The following is a 20,074-nucleotide window of genomic DNA, read 5'->3' on the forward strand; positions in this document are numbered from 1 at the left end:
AAACTGTTTAGATAATGCAGTGGCTGAAAACTTCTTCGCTTTACTCAAAACAGAGATGTATCACGGTCAAAGCTTCACTGATGCTGATGAACTGATTGCAAATATCGAAGAATATATAGAGTATTACAATACAAAACGGATTAAGGTGAAATTTAAAGGCCTGACTCCGATAGAATATCGAAATCAGGCCTTGCAAGCCGCTTAACAGAAATGTCCAACTTTATGGGGTCACTTCAGACCGTGGGAACGATGGAAATGCTACGCATTTTTCAGGATGACGAAAGATTGTTTAATGCTCGCGGGTTGCGCGGAACTCAACCTCTGGTGAACGCTCTTGAGCCAGGTTCAGGTTAACCATGGTCGGTGCGATGTACGCTAGGTTATCGCCGCCGTCTAGTGCCAAGTTGCTTTGGTTCTTACGTTTGAATTCTTCAAACTTCTTCGCATCTGAACATTCAACCCAACGCGCTGTTGCCACGTTGACGCCTTCATAAATCGCTTCTACGTTGTATTCAGATTTCAAACGCGCAACAACCACATCAAACTGAAGCACACCCACCGCACCAACGATCAGATCGTTGTTCTGCAATGGACGGAACACCTGAACTGCACCTTCCTCAGATAACTGAACAAGACCTTTAAGCAACTGTTTCTGCTTCAATGGATCTCGCAAACGAATGCGACGGAACAACTCAGGCGCAAAGTTGGGAATACCAGAGAACTTGAGTTTTTCACCTTGAGTGAAAGTATCCCCGATTTGAATCGTACCGTGGTTGTGAAGACCAATGATGTCGCCAGCATATGCTTCTTCCGCACGTGAACGGTCACCAGCCATAAACGTCACCGCATCAGAGATATTCACCTGCTTACCGATGCGTACATGGTTCATCTTCATACCTTGATTATAAGTACCAGAGACAATACGCATAAACGCGATACGGTCACGGTGTTTAGGATCCATGTTCGCTTGGATCTTAAATACGAAACCGGTAAATGAATCTTCTGTTGCTTCTACGATACGTTCGTTTGATTGACGAGGTTGTGGCGCAGGAGCCCACTCCGTCAAACCATCAAGCATATGGTCAACACCAAAGTTACCTAATGCTGTACCGAAGAATACTGGTGTTAATTCGCCCTTGAGGAACAACTCACTATCAAACTCGTGCGAAGCGCCGAGAACAAGTTCTAACTCTTCACGCAGTTGCATTGCCAAGTCTTCACCAATTTCAGCATCTAATGCTGAGTTATCCAGGCCTTTAATAATGCGCTCTTCTTGAATCGTGTGACCATGACCGGTTGCGTAGAGAATCGTTTCATCACGGTGAATATGGTAAACACCCTTGAACTCTTTACCACAACCAATTGGCCAGGTAATCGGCGCACAAGCAATCTTTAGCTCATTCTCAACTTCATCTAGCAGTTCCATTGGGTCGCGAATATCACGGTCCAATTTGTTCATGAAAGTGACGATGGGAGTATCACGCAAACGAGTCACTTCCATCAGTTTACGCGTACGGTCTTCTACACCTTTTGCGGCATCAATAACCATCAAACATGAGTCAACTGCAGTAAGTGTACGGTAAGTATCTTCAGAGAAGTCTTCGTGCCCCGGAGTATCCAGTAGGTTCACCAACGCATCACGGTATGGGAACTGCATTACAGAAGTTGTAACCGAGATACCACGCTCTTTTTCCATCTCCATCCAGTCAGATTTAGCGTGCTGAGATGAACCACGTCCTTTTACTGAGCCTGCGGTTTGGATTGCGTGTCCGAATAACAACACCTTTTCAGTGATGGTTGTTTTACCAGCATCCGGGTGCGAGATAATCGCGAAAGTCCTACGTTTATTGACTTCGCTTAGAAAAATCGGGTCTGCCATTTGATCATTCTTTTCGTTTGAGCACGGATTCAGAGTACAAACAGCCACCTGCAAGGTGAGTTTGTTGACAAAGTCCCTTTCCGTCATTCCTGCGCAAGCAGGAATCTACTTACAGCATGCGCTTTTATTAGATTCCAGATATTTCGTTCCGAAATTCTGGAATGACGATGTTGGGTTTGTCATCAGTCTGACCTGCGAGGTGTTACTGGCACAAATCCGTTAGTTAATCGTGATTGGCGGGTATTTTCGCTGATTCTGCCGTCATAAACAATCAAAGCTTATATAAAGTGATGTTAACTCAATAACCAACCCTAAAATCAACGAGCAAACCCCAATAATTTCATACAATTAGGTTAACTTAATAGAAAAAGATAAAGTGCAACCGCTTCAAGCAATAAGGGTATATCATCATTCGAAAGTTAAATGTATAGTCATTATTGAGCATTAATTTATCTGCCAATATGAGCTATAACTTTAAGAGGATATCAGGACTTTGGAGCGCTATGGCTAAATCAAAGCAACGACACTCATTGGCATTCAAACAAGCCAAAACTGTATTTCTGGTATCAGTGATACTGGGAATTTGCTTTAGCTTTTACCATATTCTCGTTGACCTTCATCAAGAGCAAAAAAAAGTAGCAGAAGGTTATCACGTCAAGTTGATGCAAAGTTATGACAATGCCAGTCTTGCCGCTTATCACTTAAACAATCTTCTTGCCGGACAAGTCGCCGACAGTTTGATGGCTGACCCTGCCATTTATAAAGTAGAAATCATTGATGATTTTGGTGACACTTTAATCGTTAAGCAGCGCCCTATCACGAAAATGAATCCGTTCATCAAACTGCTTTCCGGCTATTTCACTCCACAGATCCCTACATTCACGACCGATCTACACAAACCTGACTCCAGTGTGTTAGTCGGAAGCTTGAGTTTTGCCATTGACGGAACGTCACTGGCGACTGAATTCATCAGCAAAATGACACAGGTTCTGTTGTTTGATCTGCTTAGGAACGTCCTACTAACCAGCATCTTACTGATATTTTTCTATCGAAAATTGTCGCGACCGATTATTCGGCTCAACAAATGGGTTCGTTCTTTACAAGGAAAGCAGCACTTAACGCCACCACCGATTGCTGAGCATCGAGATGAGATCAGTGAATTAGCGTTTACATTCCACAAATTATGGAAACAACGAGAAGAAGCGGAGATTAAGCTTAACCAACTCGCCTATTACGACAGTTTAACCGGGCTAGCCAATCGCAGTTTGTTACTACAAAAATTGTCCGAAGCTATTGATGAAGCTCGACTAAACAAAACCAGTGGCGTGTTGTTCTATATTGATATTGACCGTTTTAAAACCATCAATGATTCGTTAGGTCACACCATTGGCGACAAGCTGATTAAGGCGATTGCGCTGAGAATGGAAGCTTGGGCAAAGACGGGGTATATCCCTGCACGAATCGGCGGTGACGAATTTGCGATACTGAATTCCAACGTGGCGGCCCACGATATAGAGCAAGCAGCCAAACAGCTACTGGCATTGATTTCAAACCCTTACTCCATTGATGGTCACCAGCTCTATTGCACCGTTAGTCTCGGTATTACCACTTTTCCAGAGAATATCACTACCAATATTGATCTGCTTCGACAAGCTGATACCGCCCTATACAGAGCAAAAGTCGGTGGTCGAAACAATTACGTGTTTTATAAGCCGGAAATGCAGGCACAAATTGAATCTTTCCTCGCCATAGAAAAAGGTTTGCATGAGGCGCTGTCAAACAATCAACTTGAGCTTTATTACCAACCGCAAGTCGATATCCACCACAATATTATTGGTGTCGAAGCGCTTATTCGCTGGAATCATCCAAGAAAAGGGGTATTACCACCAGGGTTGTTCATGCCGATTGCCGAGGAAACGGGGCAAATTCTGCAAATTGGTAGTTGGATAATCGAGCAAGCTTGTTATCAATATGCACAGTGGAAAAAAGCCGGCGTACTACCACCTCATTTTCGCCGTTTGGCCATCAATATCAGTCCACTTCAGTTTGCTCAGGATAGTTTTGTCGAGTTTATTAACGACACCTTGCAACAAGCCGAAATTTCAGGCGAGCATATAGAGCTTGAAATAACCGAAGGCTTACTGTTAGAGAATGTGGAAAATTCGATAGAGAAAATGACGAAACTCAAAGAGAACCACATCAATATCTCGATTGATGATTTTGGTACCGGCTACTCTTCATTGCGATATCTAAAACACCTTTCTGTCGATATGCTAAAGATTGACCGCTCTTTCGTTACTCAACTGCATCTAGACGAAAGCGATCAAGCCATTGTCGATACGATTGTGATGATGACTCGCAGACTCAATTTAGAAGTGATCGCGGAAGGAGTAGAAAATGTAGATGAGCTTAACGCGTTAAAAGAACTAGGATGTGAGCAGTTCCAAGGGTATCTGTTTGATAAACCACTACCAGTGAACGACATTGAGCAGCGTTTTCAAAGTAATAACTATAAAGAGATAACCAACCACAGTGACGTGATTCGTCTCGGTAACAAATAACCTCCAGCCACGGCGACTGTCAGTTACAAGAGCTAGCAGTGGCAAGAACTATCAGTTATAAGATCTACCAGCCATAAGAACCACCAATTATAAGAAGAAGTAATAGCTCATGATAATGGCGTCTTCTTTACCTTTTTCTGTCGGATAGTAGTTAACCCGACGATCTATCTCGTTGAAACCGAGATTTTGGTAAAGATCAAACGCACGGATATTACTTTCTCGCACTTCAAGCCATGCACTCTCCGCTTTAATTTGTTCACAATGAGTGAGGAAAAACTCAGCCAGTTGCTTGCCATAGCCTTTGCCCTGCACTGCAGGATCAATCGCGATATTCAACAAAGAAACTTCACCAACAATATTTTGCGCATAGAAGTAGCCAATGACTTTATCATCTAACAACATACAAAAATGGCATGCGCCACGGCTATCAAGTTGACGAATCATTGATTCTTTCCAAGGGTGGCTATGGGCTTGCTGCTCTATTTGCCATACTTGATGCAAATGTTGCTCTGCTAAAGGTAAAAACTGAATCGACATAAGATTAATCTGCCTGGTAAGAACAAATTTGTTGCCATAAATTACGGCGATGTTGAGTGTTACCATCCACTTCAGATAAAAACGGTGTGCGAAGTATTTTGATGTCAGAAATGCTTTGGTCATCACATCCTGCAAACCAGATCCACTCGAGTGTTGAGAGTTCTATATTTGCTAAATTATGCAAATTAACATGCTGAGCTTGCTGTAACTCAACATTGAAGCTCTTCAGTACTTTTTCAAATAGCACAACTTCACTGGATGTTGGGTACGATTCACTCACCAATAGCAATTTACAGTTATTATCCAAGGCCGTTTTTTCTGGCTGATAACCTTGTAAACGCTCTGGATGAATCAAGTCCCAACTTTGAATTCCCATAGCTTGTAAATATTGTTGCTCTTGATTAGGCATAATGAACAATCAGTAATGCAGGATGACCGAGAAAGGAATGCTAACAAACTTCCTACGGAATCACCACCGTTCGTAGAGAGCGCAAAGTCTGTTAAGCAAATAAGCCGAAGCGACTTGTTTAACAAGTCGCTTCGATAAAGGTAAGAAGAAGCGAATGCTTGTTCTTAAAAGACGATTGATAGCCATCTGGAAAACTAACTGTTCAGTAAACAGGTGTCGATAAACAAACTCTATTTGCCATGGATGGCAAATTGAAGCTCCACGGATGGATTCATGCGTGTTTGTGTTCGATTCCTGGCTGATACACCAGAGTTCAATATGATCGCATTACTATTTAGATTGGTGATTTACGCGAGTTCATTAAACTCTGGGCAATATTCAATCAACCCTTGGCGGTTATCCAGCTCGTTTTCCCACAATGCGACAATTTGAAACGCTTCAGCAGGCACGTCCCACTGGCATTTAAAACCGTACTGACTTGCAGATTCAAAACCAAAACGCTGGTAGTAATTTGCATCGCCAAGAACCACACAGACAGGATAGCCAAGCTCACCCAAAGAGCTTAAACCTTCTTTCACCATTTCAGCACCGATACCTTGTTTACGGTATTCAGCTTTCACAGCCAAAGGGGCCAGACCTTGCCAGTTAAGATGCTCACCTTCCAGGGAAACAGGGCTAAACATCGCGAAACCGACCACTTCACCGTCATCTTCACAGGCAACCAGTGACAGTGTGCGATTGCCATTCTCGCGCAGTGCCATCACCAGGTTGGCTTCAGCGTCAGTTTCAAAGACCGATTTCAGCAATTGGTCAACAACCAGAATATCAGCAGGCGCTTCACTTCTAATAAGCATTCACTACCTCTTTATGTGCGTTAGGTGCTTGCATGCCTTTATGCACAAATTCCGCCAGTTGGTGAAGTAAAATTTGCAAAGCTTTCGGTAATTGTTGCAAATCCACACTGTCCATCAAATTTTTGACTTCCAGACCAAGCTCTGTATCGCCTTCAATTGATAATCTGCGTTGGAAGAACAAAGTGTCCGGATCCTCTTTACGACCAGCAATCAAAACCAAATCATTTAAGTTGCTACTAAAGCTCACATCTTCATCTTTGATGTTGTCCGCAACGACCAGTTTGTCATCTTCATAACTGATGTACCAACACAAGTTCATATCGCGAATTTCAACTTTAAGCCATTTGCCTTGCAGAAATTCAAAATCACCATCATCAAGAGCTTCATGAAACACCATCGTCATACCATCAAGTAAGGCTTTTTTTTGCACAAATTTAGGCAATAAGTGGACTGGAGATCTCAAAATTGATGCTGCGTTTTGAACTAGTTGAATACGAATATTGTTAATCACGACCTTTATCCGTTACCTTGGTGTTTGGAACACTCATCATACGGGATGTGATTGTGGTTAACCCTGTTATGCATCAAGAAATTGAACAACACAGCGAAGCTTTTCTAACCGTGAAATCAACGTTATAGTTAGTACGTATCGCTCTTAACTCATTCTTATTGAACAAATAAGCGCTTAAACACAGTTGGTAGTTTCTTAATGCCGTCGCAAATGCCTTCGCAACACTTACAGCACTGGTTCGCAAAAATAACGTCTAACAGTCCGTTCTTTTTTGCCGTATTAGATGACCAACATAATTATGTTATGGTCAATGAGAGGTATTGCGATGTTGCTGGCTTGACAGCCAGTGAATTGGTTGGGATGAATGATTCGCAAGTGCTTGGCGAACAATTTTATAACCATCTAAAAAGTTATTACCAAAGAGCATTCAGCGGCGAAACTCTCGAAGCAGAAGTGACGCTCCATGATATCGACATGGACATGAGCCTTCATTTTTCGCTCTCGCCAATTTTCAACGACAAGAAAAATGTGGATCACATAGTCTTCCATGCTATTGATACGTCTGAAAAACAGATACTTATCCGCTCGTTAGAAGACTCTGAAAACAAATTTTCGACCCTCACAACCTTATTACCTGATGGCTTACTTTTGGTCGAAGATGATTTCATTATTTCAGCCAATCCTTCGGCTGCACGCTTACTAGGTTTTGAAGATACTTCCGAGTTGTTGGATGAAGAGCTGTCACGCTTATTTGTTGATGAAAAAACCAAAGGCGTGTTTAGCGCTAAACTTGGCGAGCTATTAACTGAAAATCCACTAGAGTGTTTGACGGGTCCTCGCTGTGGTTTTGAGCGTCGAGTTCAGCTACATGCTGGGACAACCCAAATTTTAGGCAACAATTCGCAACTGATTTTGATTCAGGATGCGTCACAAGCCACCAAGCAGCTATCCGCCACTAGCCAAACCGATCTCCACGTTGATCCATTAACGGGCTTGTACAACCGCTTAGGTTTTACCAAGCGCCTGGAGCATTTAATTCACAACGACACGCCACTGGTAATGTTGTATCTGGATATCGATAACTTTAAGAATATTAACGACTCGCTAGGTCACCATATTGGTGACAAAGTGATTCAGGAAGTTTCGTCACGCCTCAAGCGTTTACTACCGCAACAAGCCATTTTAGGGCATTTAGGTGGTGACGAATTTGGTCTGATTCTTCCAGAGCCGGAACACAATCGCTCGGCAGAAATGCTGGCAGAGCGTATTATTTCGCTGATCAACCAACCATTTGATTTACATCACTTCAGTAAGCGCTTAGCGTGTTCAATTGGTAGTGTGCAATATCCGGGCGACGGTAACGACGCACGTATTTTGCTACAAAATGCCGATACCGCGATGTATGAAGCGAAAGATCGCGGTCGTAACCGCCTGATCAAATTCCATGATCAGATGAACAAAGAAGCACGCATGCGCTTATGGCTGGAGATCGAACTGCAAAAAGCGCTTCAGCAAAATGGCTTAGAAGTGTGGTATCAACCAAAAGTGAATGCCCGTGATTTCAGTGTCAATGGTGCTGAAGCTCTGGTGCGTTGGAAACACCCGGTTGAAGGTTACATTAGCCCTGCGGCATTCATTCCAGTGGCAGAAAAAGCCGGTTTGATTGAACACCTTGGTCGTGTGGTGATGCGTGATGTTTTCGCCACAGTAAAACGTTGGAAGCAACAAGGTATTCTGCCGGGACGAGTGGCCATTAACATCTCTCCTGAACAATTTGGTAACCCACAGTTAATCGACTATCTGGAAAAACTGCTACGCACCACTTCGCTCGATCCTAGCTGTATCACTTTTGAACTGACGGAAAGTGCCGTAATGAGCGATAGCGAACACACGTTGCAAATGCTCAACGCGATTAAGAAACTTGGCTTTAACCTTTCTATCGACGATTTCGGTACGGGTTATTCATCGCTAGCGTATCTGGCGCGCTTCCCAATTGATGAGCTTAAAATCGACCGAGCGTTCATCACAGACATCGATACCTTGCCAAAGCAGATCACTGTCATCGAAAACATCATTAACCTTGGAAAGTCCCTTAACTTATCTGTAGTGGCAGAAGGTGTTGAAACACAACAACAAGCGACCTTGTTATCTAATTTGAATTGTCATGCAATTCAAGGTTTCCACTTCCATCGCCCGCAGCCAAAACATGAAGTTGAAGAGTTGTTCGCCAAACACCGCCGTCATCGCAAAGCTATTTAGTTTTTAAGCAAAGCTATCTAGTTATCAAGCAAAGAGCCTGAAAATTGAAAGACATCACTCTAAATGAGTAAATTAATTCTTATTTGCTGAAACCTGCCTTACATCAAATCGAAAATCCTTGTTTATTCATAGAATATGGTCACTTTTTCATAAAAAATAAGTAACCGAGCAATGGAACTTCTCTGCCCCGCGGGTAATTTGCCCGCGCTAAAAACAGCCATTGATTGTGGTGCAGATGCCGTTTATATCGGCTTCAAAGACGACACCAATGCCCGCCACTTTGCAGGGTTGAATTTCACAGGCAACAAACTAAACAAAGCCGTTCAGTATACTCACGATCATGGTAAAAAAATCCATGTCGCATTAAACACTTTCGCGCACCCTGACGGTTTTGAACGCTGGACTAACGCTGTCGATCAGGCTGCCGATCTCGACATTGATGCATTAATCGTCGCTGACGTTGCGATTCTTGATTACGCTGCGAACAAATACCCAAATTTAGAATTACACCTTTCCGTTCAAGCGTCAGCAACCAACGTCAAAGCAGTGGAATTTTACCACAATAACTTCAACGTGAAACGCGTAGTATTGCCACGCGTACTCTCTATCCATCAGGTAAAACAGCTATCACGTAACATTCCTGAAGGCGTCAATCTTGAAGTGTTTGCCTTTGGTAGCTTATGCATTATGTCGGAAGGTCGCTGCTACCTCTCTTCTTATATGACAGGGGAATCACCAAACACAGTTGGCGCCTGTTCTCCAGCAAAATACGTACGCTGGCAAGAAACTGAATCAGGCCTGGAGTCGCGACTGAATGAAATTCTTATCGACAAGTACGCAACGGGCGAAAATGCGGGTTATCCAACCCTATGTAAAGGTCGCTTTATTGCTAATATCGATGGTGAACAAAAACGCTACCATGCATTAGAAGAACCCACCAGCCTCAATACTCTTTCACTGTTACCAGAGCTTTTTGCAGCCAATGTCGCTTCAGTAAAAATTGAAGGGCGTCAGCGTAGCCCAGCTTACGTAGAACAAGTGACTCGTACATGGCGTGCGGCAATTGATAGCTATCTTGCTAACCCTGATAGCTACCAAGTAGAAAGTGCTTGGGATGCCACGCTAGCTAACGTGTCAGAAGGCACACAAACCACACTCGGTGCGTACCACCGAAAATGGCAATAGTAGTAAGGGGGAAATATGAAATACGCACTGGGCCCGCTACTGTACTTCTGGCCAAAACAAGATGTAGAAAGCTTCTATCAACAAGCAAAAGAGAGCTGCGCCGATATTATTTACCTTGGTGAAACCGTTTGTTCCAAGCGTCGTGAGATGAAACCGCAGCACTGGTTTGATATCGCAAAAGAACTTTCTTCGGCTGGTAAACAAGTGGTTCTTTCTACCATGGCGTTGTTCGAAGCGCAAAGCGAAATCAACGTACTAAAGAAGTACATTGATAATGGCGATTTCGCGATTGAAGCGAATGATGTTTCTGCTATTCAAATGGCGCACGAAAAAGGTTTATCTTTCGTTGTAGGACCAGCAGTCAATACTTACAACGCTTATGCGCTGCAAATATTCCTAAAACAAGGGATGACTCGCTGGTGCATGCCGGTTGAACTGTCACGCGATTGGCTTAACAACGTTTTGCTTCAGTGTGAAAAAATCGGTATTCGCAATCAATTTGAAGTGGAAGTCTTTAGTCACGGCTATCTCCCTCTCGCCTATTCAGCTCGCTGTTTTACTGCTCGCGCAGAGAACAGAGCGAAAGATGAATGCGAAACCTGCTGTATTAAGTATCCAACCGGTATTCAAGTCAGCAGTCAGGAAGGTCAATCCGTTTTCAACTTAAACGGTATTCAAACTCAGTCTGGTTATTGTTATAACCTGATAAACGACTTACCGAGTATGGGCGGTTTAGTAGATGTAGTGCGTTTAAGTCCATTAGGTGTTGAAACCTTCCAGCACTTAAACAACTTCAGGCAAAACGAACACGGTGGTCATCCAACCAAGTTAGAGAGCCAGCAATGTAATGGTTACTGGCATCAACTGGCGGGACTGGCAGTAAAAAACATCTACTAGTTGAGTGACATTAAAAAAAAGCGAGGTTTCAAGCTCGCTTTTTCTTTAACTTAATTCTGCCGTTAAGGTTTAGATTGCCAGCTAATTTTCTGATGCTTTACTAAACCGGCAGACAGAATACACAGCACACCGACAAGTCCTGCAAAACGAACGGCCGTCTGTGCTTTGGCTTCGACTTTGGGTTTGGCGTGGAATGCAACACCAAGCCCCGCAGCTTCCATCATCACTAAGTCATTCGCGCCGTCACCAACCGCAACCGTGTTATGCATTTCAATATCAAACTGAGTTGCAAGCTCTTCAACGATGTCAGCTTTAGTTTGCGCCGTCACCACATCGCCAAGCACTTTACCGCTCAGCTTGCCATTGATGATCTCCAATGTGTTTGACTGCGCATGATCCAAATTGAGCATCGCTTTTAGATGATCAGAGAAGTAGGTAAAGCCACCAGAGGCAATCGCTGTTTTCCAGCCAAATGCTTGCAGCGTCTCTACCAGTTCTTGCAACTCTTCCATCAAAGGCAGTGTTGAACGTACAGATTCTAAAATCGATTCATCGGCACCACTCAGTTTTCCGACACGCTGACGCAGGCTCTGTTCGAAGTCAAGTTCGCCTTGCATCGCACGTTCTGTCACTTCGGCGACTTCATCACCCACCCCCGCAAGCTTGGCGATTTCATCAATACATTCAATTTTGATTGCTGTAGAGTCCATATCCATTACAATCAAACCTGGTTTTGATAAATCAGGCACTTCATTGATGCAGGCGTAATCTAAACCTAAACCTTGTAAGATTTTCTCATGTTCGACCGTTAATTCTCCGTCCATCAGCGCCACTTCATAAGGCCCGACTTTCCACACATCAACGATAGCGTTGTAATAACCAGTAAAAAAATCAATATCTTCAAACTGCTGTGCCGTTAAGAAATCCCCAAACACAATCCAGCTTGCTTTGCTTTTTTCCAGTTGCAAAGATAAACGAGTTTCAGGCAGTCGATTGATAAGCGAGGTATGTTTTTTAATTGCTAGCATATTATAAGGCATCCATGTCTTGGTATAAGCAGACGTTACCCTATTGCAATTTGAAAACGCAAGTCTCAATATGTGCAAAGTCTGATTTTCTTTGGATTAAAACGCTTATGGACGGTTCTTTGTTCTCCTTTCGTATGGTTATTCGCCTATTAACCTTACTGTTGCTGATCGGCATGTTCGTCATCACGATTAAAAATAGTGTGGTGATCAGTAAAGGTAACGAAAGGATTCAAGCTAACCAGCTAGAAACCCTTACTAAGGTATTAATTACTCAAGCTTCACTCTCTGCTGGCAGAGGTATCGCTGAGCAAGATCAGGAACGTCTGTTAAATCTCACCAATCAATTAGCTCAAGAGCGCTTGGTATTTGATGCCACGATTTATGATTCTGAAGGTGTAAAACTGGCTTCAAGCGACTCAGCCATGAGCGTAAGAGAAGTGCTTGGTTTGGATACACCTTTGCAAACGGCAAGTATTGGCCGTCAGCAACTTGTAGAGCCAGTGATGCATGATGGCAACCTAATCGGTTTTGTGCGCATTACGTTTGAGACAGGTAAAGTGACAGCGATTTCCGATCATCACTATCGAAAAAGTGATCGCTACATGTACCTGATGGTTATCATGAGCTTTATCAGTGGCGTGTTGTTCACTCTGCTACTGAAGCGTAAACCAAAAGATAAAGGTGAAAACTTACTGTTGCAGAATGTGGAATAATGAATAATAAGCCGAAGTAATTACAATCCTTAGATTGAAGCATGATTAAAATACTGAACTGGTTTATAGGGGTTAATTACTATACCTGAAACTCAACATTTTGTTTTTTTAAATAACCACTATGTGATAAAATATTATATCTAGATTAAATAAAATTTGAAATCTTAAACGTCATATATATATCTAAATATAATGTTAAACACGTGTAAAACCATTGGTTGCCCTAGCTTTGGGATAAAAAACAGTAATTCTTACCGATTATTGAATAACGATGAAGTTTTCTGCATTGAATGTGGATATTCATTTTATTTACTTCATGAATCAGAATTCTATCAATATAATCAAGAAAGTAACAAAAACATATATAAGTCAATTGGTCATTGTAGAAAATGTGGTTGTAATAATAACTTAATTGATTATGGAAAATCTTCGTCAGAAAAATCAAGAAAAAAATGTCTAAATTGTGGCGCTGTATTTACACATTATTCTGATTTTTCTGATATACCTGATAATCTTAGAGAAATAAATGACATCATTTTTTTTGGTGGAAATATTAGTGATTATAAAATATCAAATAAAACTAGCGCAAAAATTATTAGTCAGAAACTAAAAAAACTCGCGATGTTACTTGGTAGAGAAAATAATACTATCAACAAAGAAGCTATCGACCACCTAGATGTCGCAACAGAAGTCATTTTCATACCCTACAATTCATCAAATAACAAATTGTATGTCATTGTTTCATACTGTATGAAAACAGGACGAGTACTACAAATCACTACCAATTATTTTTCGAGTGCACCACTAACAAACGAAATGGTCTACAATGGTAATATTCCACAGAGAAATGCATGTAGTGATGTTGCATATGAAATTTCAAACAAAGAGTACGAGATTAGTTTGAGAAGGAAATTTTTTGAGATTGATTATGGAACATCAAAGTTAAAGAAAAATGAATTAGGTCATATTGTAAAACCAGCTTATTCTTCTTACCGACATTTCGATATACTTAGTAAAAAGTTAACTGGTATAAATTCCATTAATCATTTCATCGAGCATGAAAGTTTTATTTACGCCTCTTGCCTATCTTCATTTAAAGATAAGGTTAAAAACAAAAGCTGCCAAATATTATACCTAAGAATGGGTAAAAAACAAAACAACCATACAAATAACAAATTAATACTAAAAAATTATTGGAAAGACATTTGGAATATATCAATCATAAACAGTATCACTTATGCAACATGTAACCTTACCTCATCATCAAACATAACTAGACCTATCAATCTATTAACTAAAACAAAATTCACTAATTATATTTATTCGCACCCATTTTACAATCAATTGACCAAGATGAGTGCTCAGAATGCAACCCTATTACTTGATATTGTTTCCGCACATTATAATAAGAACTTACAATAAATTTTTTATGGTTTCTACAGGTAGCCCTCTTTTAATCAACTCATGCATTGCAACCATATATGGTTCAGAGTGTTTGAAAAACATTTTGTACGAGGAACATAAGTAATTCTTTTTTAAATCAACATTATTAGTTTGCAAAATTCTATATTTAGGGCAGCCACCATTACACAGAAATTTGTAATCACAACTACTGCAATCCAAACATAATTTAGCTTTATTAGAACCAAATTTTTTATTTTTTTCACTCAAATTAATATCTTTTATTGTTTGAGCATGGATATTTCCTAACATATGCTCTGAATAAACATAGTGGTCACAACTATATACATCACCATTACTCTCCATTGCAAAGGCACTGCCGCACTCTTCAGCGAAATGACATAAGTTGGAGATTTCACCAGCCCACTTAGCCAAAGTATGTTCAAAAAACTGGATGTATATATCACCAACATCGTTAATCAGCCAATCACCAAACACCGCATTTAAGAACAAACCGAACTTGTCGGAATCCACTGAATGAGGAGTCATATCCGCAGCTTGGTCATAGTCAGGATCAATTAGATATAAGCCATCTTTGTTTGGTTGCTTACTCTTCCTTTCAACTAAAGGAATAAATTGCATATTACGACTGCCAATATCTTTGAGGAATCGATAGACTTCGAGAGGTTTTTCCACATTGATATTATTGATAACGGTTAAGGTATTAAACTCAACTCGAAATGCTTTCAAACATTCAATGGCTGTCATTACTTTGTGGTGTGTCGGCTTTCCTGAACGTGTAACTCTGTATGCGTCATGCAGTTCTTGCGGTCCATCGATAGAAATGCCGATTAAAAACTCATTTTCTTTGAAAAACTGACACCATTCATCGTTAATAAGTAAACCATTGGTCTGTAAGGTATGAATAACTTTTTTGTCATCAACATTGTACTTTTTGACGAGTTCAACGGCGCGCCTAAAAAAGTCGACACCCATTAAAGTCGGTTCACCTCCTTGCCAAGCAAAAACAACCTCCGGAGCATCCTGCGCTTCAATATACTGTTTTATATACATATCTAGCATTTCTAAGCTCATCTTGTAATCTTTATTTCTTTCAGGATATAGATGCTCTTTTTCAAGATAGAAACAGTAATCACAGTCGAGGTTACACACCGAACCCGTTGGTTTAACCATGACATGACAGCTACTTTGTTGTGACATTTTCTAGCCTTATTCGCGTGAGCGTAATTAAAAGATTGAATAAACAAAGCTCCCTGAGCAAAAACAGGGAGCTTTATGATGACTAATTAGCCTTTGCGCTGTGCTTTAATTTTGTCGTTATCAATACTGTGTTTGTATTGAACAAACTCCTTCATCAACTTATCCAATACAACTTGATTCTTACCAAGTTGGTTCCACATTTCATATGGATCATTGCTAATATTGAACAAATACTTAGGTTGTTCATCTCGGTCAAGAATGAGTTTCCAATCACCATCGCGAATTGCCCATTCATTGATTGGATCGTCTTGCCCTGGCATGTCGATGGTCCAAATAAGCGGTTTGTTACGCTTCACATCTTTACCATTGAAAGTTGCGGTAATTGATTGACCATCTATTTCGCGGTCTGTCGGTACAGCAAAATTCATCATCTCTGCCAGCGTTGGTAGCCAATCAAGTCCAGTAACAGGAACATTTGATACCTGACCAGCTTTAATGCCGTCGTATTTAATGATACTAGGTACACGAATTCCGCCTTCAAACAGGTTGTCTTTACGACCACGTAACCCGTTAGTTTCACCAGCAGCATTTAACTCATAAGCTTTACGAGCTTCACGGGTTACTGGTCCGTTATCACTGGTGAAAATAATAATTGTGTTATCTTCTTCACCTAATGCTTTGATTTTATCTACCACACGACCTAACTGCTCATCCATAAATGAAATGTTGGCGTAGTACTCGCCCTGACCACGATATGGTTGATTAGCCCAGTCAAAGTACCACGCATCAGGATACTTCTGAGCGAATGGTGTAATGTAATCAGAATACATTGATAGGAATCGGTCTGGCGCTGCCAATGGACTATGAACTTCAGAATATGGTACATACAAGAAAAATGGTTTCTTACTACCTTTGCGTTCATCAAGGTAAGAAATAACTTCATCAGATACCATCTCAGCGCTGAACTTGTTCATGGCATCTACACGTTTGCCATTGCGCCAGAAGTTATCAGGATAAACTTTACCTTCTCTGAAACCGTTTTTGGTCGGCTTAGAAAATTTGACTTCGTCGTTGTCAGCCCAACCACCAGGAATAACAAAGCTATAGTCAAACCCCATGTCTTTCGACTGTGGATGATCTTTCATGTCAATGCCGCCATTAAGGTGTTGCTTACCCATAATCGCAGTATCGTAGCCTTTATCTTTTAGCAGATTCGCCAATGTAATTTCGTTACCACCAATGTGTTCTTTACCCCCTTCAGGAATCCAAGAACGAACACCGGTTCGGTAAGGTGTACGCCCTGTTAGCATACCTGCGCGAGACGGTGAACATAGCGGTGCTGGTGCGTAATATTGAGTATAACGAATGCCTTCGCTAGCGAGTCTATCAATATTTGGGGTCTTAACGATTGGGTGCTGATAGCTACCCAAGTCGCCATATCCTAAATCATCAACATAAAAAATAACTAAGTTAGGCTCTTGTGCCGCTTGAACTACTGGTGCAGCCAAAAATGAAGCGCAAATAGCCGTAGCTAATAACGTTTTATTGCTCATAATATTTCCTTAAAGACGCTTAGAAGTGATAGCCAGCTAAAAAGATCAACTGGTCGCCCCAACCTTCATAACCAAGTTTGTCTTGGAAGTATCGGTAGGTCACATTGGTGCTGAAATGCGGAGCCATTTTCCAAGTTAAAGTCAAACCACCATTGATGCCGAAATCAGAATATTGCTGCTCTGCATAAGCGTCATTTCGTCCTATTTCAAACTCGTTCCAGTTCGATAGTGCAAAATTTTCACCTGCAACTTTAAAGTTATATGCAGCGGTCCAGCCTAATACGACACCATTGTTTCCATTTGCTGAACCATGAGTCGCAGAAGTGTAATCAGAAGATAGCTCATGCATGGCTAGAAATGGCTTAAAGAAACCTTGTTGACCTTGCCAACCTAAGTAGCCAAACCCCAACATAGTATTGAGTTCATCGCCCCATTTGTTTTCAATCGAGCCATAAACCTTACCAAAAACTGTATAATCTGATTGATTGATACGATAATGACCGCTCGCCATCAATGACACATTGCGAGTATCGGTTGGATGGTCAAAACGGTTGTACTCGTAAAATGAGTAGAACTCTCCTTTGTCAAAGGCAGCACCGTAATCACCAACAATTTTCCATAAACTACCTCGATTAGTATCTTCTAACCCCATATCCCAGTTAGCATAACCAGCCTTGATAGAACCAAAAGTGTATTTCAGTTCAGCAGCATTCACTGCTGGCACTGACATCATTGCAATCAACGAACCACCGATCACTGCTTTCATTGTTCTTTTTTTCATATTCCTACCCTTTTTGTATTTGTTAGGCAGGTGGATTAAATCGGTTTTTACCTTGGTTAAATTCTATCCGGTTCACAAAAAAATCCGCAAAAATGAGAATTTCACTTAGGGTGACATTTTTTGTTGGTGGGATGAGCAAAAATTATGGGGGTTGGCATGAAGACTAGGGGGGGGGAATCCATCTAGAGCAATAAGTAGCGGTATTTATTTACAATGCTATTGCTCTGCTTGCTGAGAAGATTTAGGTAAAAGCGATAAATTGATCGAATAAGCTCTTAATGTATGTTTTAGCGCTATTGCTTTAAGCAACTAATGTACTGACGGAAAAGAGGAAAATTTCTTAACGACGAAAAATTATATGTTATCAAAAGAATTTGTGATGTTAGTTCAGAGCAATATTAAAATAGTAGCATAAGGTTAATGTGCAATCAGTTTGTTATTAATAATGGAGTTTACTATGATTAAATCAATAAAACTCGTTACACTGATAGCTGTAATGTGTAACTATCCAGTTATAGCCTCAGAACTACCGAGAGCTAACCCTGATTCTCGACCTCCAATTAATCAAGGTATCGATGAAAATAATGCACTTGTATTGGAACATCAGATTATTTACGAGGAGCTTCTTAGTTTTATAACTTTGGATAATGATATCAATAACCCTTCAATTATTGTTAACCCTTATTCAACAGCTCCATCTAGTGCGTATGTTGGAATCTATGTGGATGATGATCTATTATCAAACGGTTTAACAATTAACGTTAAAGAATATAATGATAGTAACAGCATCATCATTTCTAAAACAGTAGCGTTTACTGAATCTGGATCTCACTTAATACCCATATCAGGACTTGTCCCTGAAACTATCAATGAAATTACATTAGAATCTCCAGGATTGCCTTCATATAGCCTAAATATAGAGTCGCCTACCCTTCCTGATTCAGATTCCGAAATTGTGAGTGAAGGTTTCATTATTCCTAACTTAAAATATAAAACAACAGAAACATCAAGACTCGCTGATGGTTTGTACTTTGTTACTCATTGGAATCGTAATAACATTGCATTTGACAATAATGGAAAGATCCGGTGGTACACCACAACAGCAATCCCTTCATACAACTATGAGCGTTTACCTAATGGGCATTTTCTTGCAACTGAAGATGCCACAAATAATTTTCTAGATATGTATGAATTCGATATTGTTGGAAGAGTTCATGCTATATATAAATTGGATAATAAAATTCATCACAGTATTAAATACTTACCTAATAATCAAGTTATTGTTCCATCAGAATGGACTGAGGGGCGAGATGGTTCTGGCTCTCCTCAAACAGTAGAAGATGGAATATCCATTATTGATTTAAGTACAGGTCAAGAATCTGCATATTACGATATGATCGACGAGTTTGATCCATTAAGAACACCACAACCAACGGAAGAGTTTGCCCTTGCATATGATTGGTTACATATAAATCAAGCGTATGTTAGTGATTATGGATATGGTAGCTCTATAGTTTTCTCTAGCCGAGAGCAAAACATGATCGCAGGGATTAATAAAACTGACGGTAGTAAAAAATTTATTTTTTCCCCTCATGATAATTGGTCTGAAGAATTTATCCCTTATCTTTTAGAACCAGTAAACTCTCAAGGCGAATCTCTATATGACCTGAATAATTCGGTTGATGCTGAATTAGCAGATAAAGAGTTTTGGACTTGGGGTCAACACAGTGTTGTTGAAGTTAGTACTACCGATGAAAATATATTTGAGTTTTATGTATTTGATAATGGTAATTACCGTTCATATACTGAATCCTTGAGTTTACTTCCGACAGAAAATTGGTCTAGAGTGGTTCAATTTAGAGTTAATCAGAGCAATAAAACCGTCGAAAAAATTTGGGAATATGGAAATGAGGAAGTTGGCAATAGAGGATATACTTCTTATGTCGGTTCAGTAGTCCCACTTTCTAATAACAATGTACTTATCAATTTTGGCTCTGTTGTGGTAGATAATAGTGGTAATATCTTAACATCATCTCCTGGTTACAGCGATCTTATCGGTGTTGAAGATGGTACCGCAAATGGACAACCATTTATTCAAGAAATTGATCCATCTAACAATGAACTATTGTTAGAGCTTGAATTTAAATCGGGCTTTACAAAAACTTATGAACAACTTGGTCCATATTATCGAATGGACGTATCAGGTTTCAGAGCTTATAAATGGCCACTCTATGTTAATGCCACAGCAACATTGAAGGCATCCGTAAGCGAATAAGCTTCATCAA

The 20,074-nt window shown here is 40.6% G+C and carries 17 protein-coding genes; 8 read left to right on the forward strand and 9 right to left on the reverse strand.

Translation table 11 applies throughout. From position 1 onward, the window contains the following. Window positions 1-205 (forward strand): IS3 family transposase (locus tag ACK5MF_RS18225; protein ID WP_416920240.1); only part of this gene is annotated, 205 nt, incomplete at its 5' end. 84 nt (window positions 206-289) lie between these two features. Here the strand turns inward: ACK5MF_RS18225 and prfC are convergent. Continuing rightward, window positions 290-1,879, reverse strand: coding sequence for a peptide chain release factor 3 (gene prfC, locus ACK5MF_RS18230; protein ID WP_416923946.1), 1,590 nt, complete (start codon window positions 1,877-1,879; stop codon window positions 290-292). A 503-nt stretch (window positions 1,880-2,382) separates the two neighbouring features. Here prfC and ACK5MF_RS18235 point away from each other — a divergent pair. Further along, a complete protein-coding gene (locus tag ACK5MF_RS18235; RefSeq protein ID WP_416923947.1) occupies window positions 2,383-4,440 on the forward strand; it encodes a putative bifunctional diguanylate cyclase/phosphodiesterase in 2,058 nt (685 codons plus the stop codon). Between the two features lie 87 nt (window positions 4,441-4,527). On the opposite strand, the gene rimI is transcribed toward ACK5MF_RS18235, so the two are convergent. The 4 genes from rimI to ubiT all read right to left on the reverse strand — a co-directional run bounded on the left by rimI (window position 4,528) and on the right by ubiT (window position 6,751). Next, complete coding sequence (rimI, locus tag ACK5MF_RS18240) at window positions 4,528-4,977, reverse strand: ribosomal protein S18-alanine N-acetyltransferase (protein WP_416923948.1); 450 nt, start codon at window positions 4,975-4,977, stop codon at window positions 4,528-4,530. Between the two features lie 4 nt (window positions 4,978-4,981). Beyond that, the gene (locus ACK5MF_RS18245; protein ID WP_416923949.1) at window positions 4,982-5,386 is read right to left on the reverse strand and encodes a DNA polymerase III subunit psi; all 405 of its coding nucleotides are present in this window, start codon (window positions 5,384-5,386) and stop codon (window positions 4,982-4,984) included. 347 nt (window positions 5,387-5,733) lie between these two features. Next, window positions 5,734-6,240 (reverse strand): GNAT family N-acetyltransferase, encoded by a 507-nt coding sequence (locus ACK5MF_RS18250; protein ID WP_416923950.1) that lies wholly within the window; start codon window positions 6,238-6,240, stop codon window positions 5,734-5,736. Then, window positions 6,230-6,751 (reverse strand): ubiquinone anaerobic biosynthesis accessory factor UbiT, encoded by a 522-nt coding sequence (gene ubiT / locus ACK5MF_RS18255; protein WP_416923951.1) that lies wholly within the window; start codon window positions 6,749-6,751, stop codon window positions 6,230-6,232. The genes ACK5MF_RS18250 and ubiT overlap by 11 nt, the downstream gene beginning before the upstream one ends. Window positions 6,752-6,961: 210 nt before the next feature. On the opposite strand from ubiT, the gene ACK5MF_RS18260 reads away from it, so the two are divergent. The 3 genes from ACK5MF_RS18260 to ACK5MF_RS18270 all read left to right on the forward strand — a co-directional run bounded on the left by ACK5MF_RS18260 (window position 6,962) and on the right by ACK5MF_RS18270 (window position 11,092). Then, a complete protein-coding gene (locus ACK5MF_RS18260) occupies window positions 6,962-9,010 on the forward strand; it encodes an EAL domain-containing protein (protein ID WP_416923985.1) in 2,049 nt (682 codons plus the stop codon). Window positions 9,011-9,181: 171 nt separating this feature from the next. Then, window positions 9,182-10,195, forward strand: coding sequence for a ubiquinone anaerobic biosynthesis protein UbiU (gene ubiU / locus ACK5MF_RS18265; protein WP_416923952.1), 1,014 nt, complete (start codon window positions 9,182-9,184; stop codon window positions 10,193-10,195). 15 nt (window positions 10,196-10,210) lie between these two features. Then, the gene (locus ACK5MF_RS18270) at window positions 10,211-11,092 is read left to right on the forward strand and encodes a U32 family peptidase (RefSeq protein ID WP_416923953.1); all 882 of its coding nucleotides are present in this window, start codon (window positions 10,211-10,213) and stop codon (window positions 11,090-11,092) included. Between the two features lie 62 nt (window positions 11,093-11,154). Here the strand turns inward: ACK5MF_RS18270 and serB are convergent, their stop codons facing one another. Next, window positions 11,155-12,120 carry a phosphoserine phosphatase gene (serB, locus tag ACK5MF_RS18275; protein WP_416923954.1) on the reverse strand — a complete coding sequence of 322 codons (966 nt, stop codon included), beginning with the start codon at window positions 12,118-12,120 and terminating at the stop codon, window positions 11,155-11,157. 107 nt (window positions 12,121-12,227) lie between these two features. On the opposite strand from serB, the gene ACK5MF_RS18280 reads away from it, so the two are divergent. Continuing rightward, window positions 12,228-12,833 carry a YtjB family periplasmic protein gene (locus tag ACK5MF_RS18280; RefSeq protein WP_416923955.1) on the forward strand — a complete coding sequence of 202 codons (606 nt, stop codon included), beginning with the start codon at window positions 12,228-12,230 and terminating at the stop codon, window positions 12,831-12,833. Window positions 12,834-13,094: 261 nt separating this feature from the next. Continuing rightward, entirely contained in the window at window positions 13,095-14,255 is a 1,161-nt protein-coding gene (locus tag ACK5MF_RS18285) for a hypothetical protein (protein WP_416923956.1), read from the forward strand. On the opposite strand, the gene ACK5MF_RS18290 is transcribed toward ACK5MF_RS18285, so the two are convergent. The 3 genes from ACK5MF_RS18290 to ACK5MF_RS18300 form a co-directional block, all read right to left on the reverse strand. After that, window positions 14,247-15,455 (reverse strand): anaerobic sulfatase maturase, encoded by a 1,209-nt coding sequence (locus ACK5MF_RS18290; protein WP_416923957.1) that lies wholly within the window; start codon window positions 15,453-15,455, stop codon window positions 14,247-14,249. The two genes, ACK5MF_RS18285 and ACK5MF_RS18290, sit on opposite strands and share 9 nt — an antisense overlap. A gap of 86 nt (window positions 15,456-15,541) precedes the next feature. Then, window positions 15,542-17,008, reverse strand: a complete 1,467-nt coding sequence (locus ACK5MF_RS18295; RefSeq protein ID WP_416923958.1) for a sulfatase — start codon at window positions 17,006-17,008, stop codon at window positions 15,542-15,544. Between the two features lie 19 nt (window positions 17,009-17,027). Beyond that, window positions 17,028-17,789 carry an outer membrane protein OmpK gene (locus tag ACK5MF_RS18300; RefSeq protein WP_416923959.1) on the reverse strand — a complete coding sequence of 254 codons (762 nt, stop codon included), beginning with the start codon at window positions 17,787-17,789 and terminating at the stop codon, window positions 17,028-17,030. Between the two features lie 457 nt (window positions 17,790-18,246). On the opposite strand from ACK5MF_RS18300, the gene ACK5MF_RS18305 reads away from it, so the two are divergent. Further along, entirely contained in the window at window positions 18,247-20,064 is a 1,818-nt protein-coding gene (locus ACK5MF_RS18305) for an aryl-sulfate sulfotransferase (protein WP_416923960.1), read from the forward strand. The last annotated feature ends 10 nt before the right edge of the window (window positions 20,065-20,074 follow it).

Origin of the sequence: Vibrio sp., from assembly GCF_047973365.1 — a bacterium.
Classification (GTDB): Bacteria; Pseudomonadota; Gammaproteobacteria; order Enterobacterales; family Vibrionaceae; genus Vibrio.

Coding starts and splice junctions, on each gene's coding strand:
- prfC (WP_416923946.1), bottom strand. CDS start 1,879: ATGGCAGACCCGATTTTTCTAAGCGAAGTCAATAAACGTAGGACTTTC.
- ACK5MF_RS18235 (WP_416923947.1), top strand. CDS start 2,383: ATGGCTAAATCAAAGCAACGACACTCATTGGCATTCAAACAAGCCAAA.
- rimI (WP_416923948.1), bottom strand. CDS start 4,977: ATGTCGATTCAGTTTTTACCTTTAGCAGAGCAACATTTGCATCAAGTA.
- ACK5MF_RS18245 (WP_416923949.1), bottom strand. CDS start 5,386: ATGCCTAATCAAGAGCAACAATATTTACAAGCTATGGGAATTCAAAGT.
- ACK5MF_RS18250 (WP_416923950.1), bottom strand. CDS start 6,240: ATGCTTATTAGAAGTGAAGCGCCTGCTGATATTCTGGTTGTTGACCAA.
- ACK5MF_RS18260 (WP_416923985.1), top strand. CDS start 6,962: ATGCCTTCGCAACACTTACAGCACTGGTTCGCAAAAATAACGTCTAAC.
- ubiU (WP_416923952.1), top strand. CDS start 9,182: ATGGAACTTCTCTGCCCCGCGGGTAATTTGCCCGCGCTAAAAACAGCC.
- ACK5MF_RS18270 (WP_416923953.1), top strand. CDS start 10,211: ATGAAATACGCACTGGGCCCGCTACTGTACTTCTGGCCAAAACAAGAT.
- serB (WP_416923954.1), bottom strand. CDS start 12,120: ATGCTAGCAATTAAAAAACATACCTCGCTTATCAATCGACTGCCTGAA.
- ACK5MF_RS18280 (WP_416923955.1), top strand. CDS start 12,228: ATGGACGGTTCTTTGTTCTCCTTTCGTATGGTTATTCGCCTATTAACC.
- ACK5MF_RS18290 (WP_416923957.1), bottom strand. CDS start 15,455: ATGTCACAACAAAGTAGCTGTCATGTCATGGTTAAACCAACGGGTTCG.
- ACK5MF_RS18295 (WP_416923958.1), bottom strand. CDS start 17,008: ATGAGCAATAAAACGTTATTAGCTACGGCTATTTGCGCTTCATTTTTG.
- ACK5MF_RS18300 (WP_416923959.1), bottom strand. CDS start 17,789: ATGAAAAAAAGAACAATGAAAGCAGTGATCGGTGGTTCGTTGATTGCA.
- ACK5MF_RS18305 (WP_416923960.1), top strand. CDS start 18,247: ATGATTAAATCAATAAAACTCGTTACACTGATAGCTGTAATGTGTAAC.